Origin of the sequence: Nocardioides sp. CPCC 206348 (assembly GCF_048654705.1) — a bacterium.
GTDB lineage: Bacteria > Actinomycetota > Actinomycetes > Propionibacteriales > Nocardioidaceae > Nocardioides.
This window is the reverse complement of sequence record NZ_JBMCZA010000148.1, coordinates 7,347-8,158: the sequence shown is the minus strand read 5'-3', so window position 1 is coordinate 8,158 and position 812 is coordinate 7,347. Positions and strand designations below refer to the sequence as shown.

The following is an 812-nucleotide window of genomic DNA, read 5'->3' as shown; positions in this document are numbered from 1 at the left end:
GTAGTCCCCGGACTTGCCACCCGACTTGGTCTCGACCCGGATGTCGGTGATGACCGCGGCCTTGTCGACGGCCTTGACCATGTCGACGACGGTGAGCGCAGCGACCGAGACAGCGGTGAGCGCCTCCATCTCCACACCCGTCCGGTCGGTCGTCTTCACGGTGGCGAGGATCTCCACGGCGTCGTCGGCGATGGACAGCTCGACGGTGACGCCGGAGATGGCGAGCGGGTGGCAGAGCGGGATCAGGGTGGGCGTCTGCTTCGCGCCCATGATGCCGGCGATCCGCGCGACCGCCAGGGCATCACCCTTCGGCACGCCCTCACTGCGCAGCAGCCCGATGACCTCGGCCGAGACCAGGACGCGTCCTGACGCGCTCGCGACCCGGTGGGTGACGTCCTTCGCGGACACGTCGACCATCCGCGCAGCGCCGGTCGCGTCCACGTGCGTCAGCCGGGGCTGGGTGGCGTCATCGGCCATCTCGGTCCTCCTCGGGATGGAGCGGCAGCACCTCGACGGTCGTGCCCTCGGGCACCACCTTCCCGGTTGCCGGTACGACGAGCAATGCATCGGCCACGGCGAGCAACCGTTGCGAGTGGCCGGCGTGCCCGGGCAGCGGGGCGATCCGGCCCTCGTGGTCGAACAGGCCGGGCAGCAGGACCGTGCGATCGGCACCCTCGACCGACGCGGCGAGCGCGGCCGTGTGGCGCGCAGGCTCGCTTCCGGCGAGGACGTGGAGCGCCGGGACGACGTACAACAGGAAGGAGGCGTAGGCGGCCACGGGCGTGCCCGGAAGCGTGACCACCGGGACGTGG

1 protein-coding gene and 1 pseudogene are annotated in these 812 nt (G+C 71.4%); both read right to left on the bottom strand.

The genetic code is table 11. From position 1 onward, the window contains the following. Positions 1–477 (bottom strand): cyclic pyranopterin monophosphate synthase MoaC (gene moaC / locus ACOADB_RS10210; RefSeq protein ID WP_378597866.1); only part of this gene is annotated, 477 nt, incomplete at its 3' end. Next, positions 467–812: pseudogene (locus ACOADB_RS10205) on the bottom strand (molybdopterin molybdenumtransferase MoeA); the annotation flags it as partial. The pseudogene ACOADB_RS10205 and the gene moaC, both read right to left, overlap by 11 nt.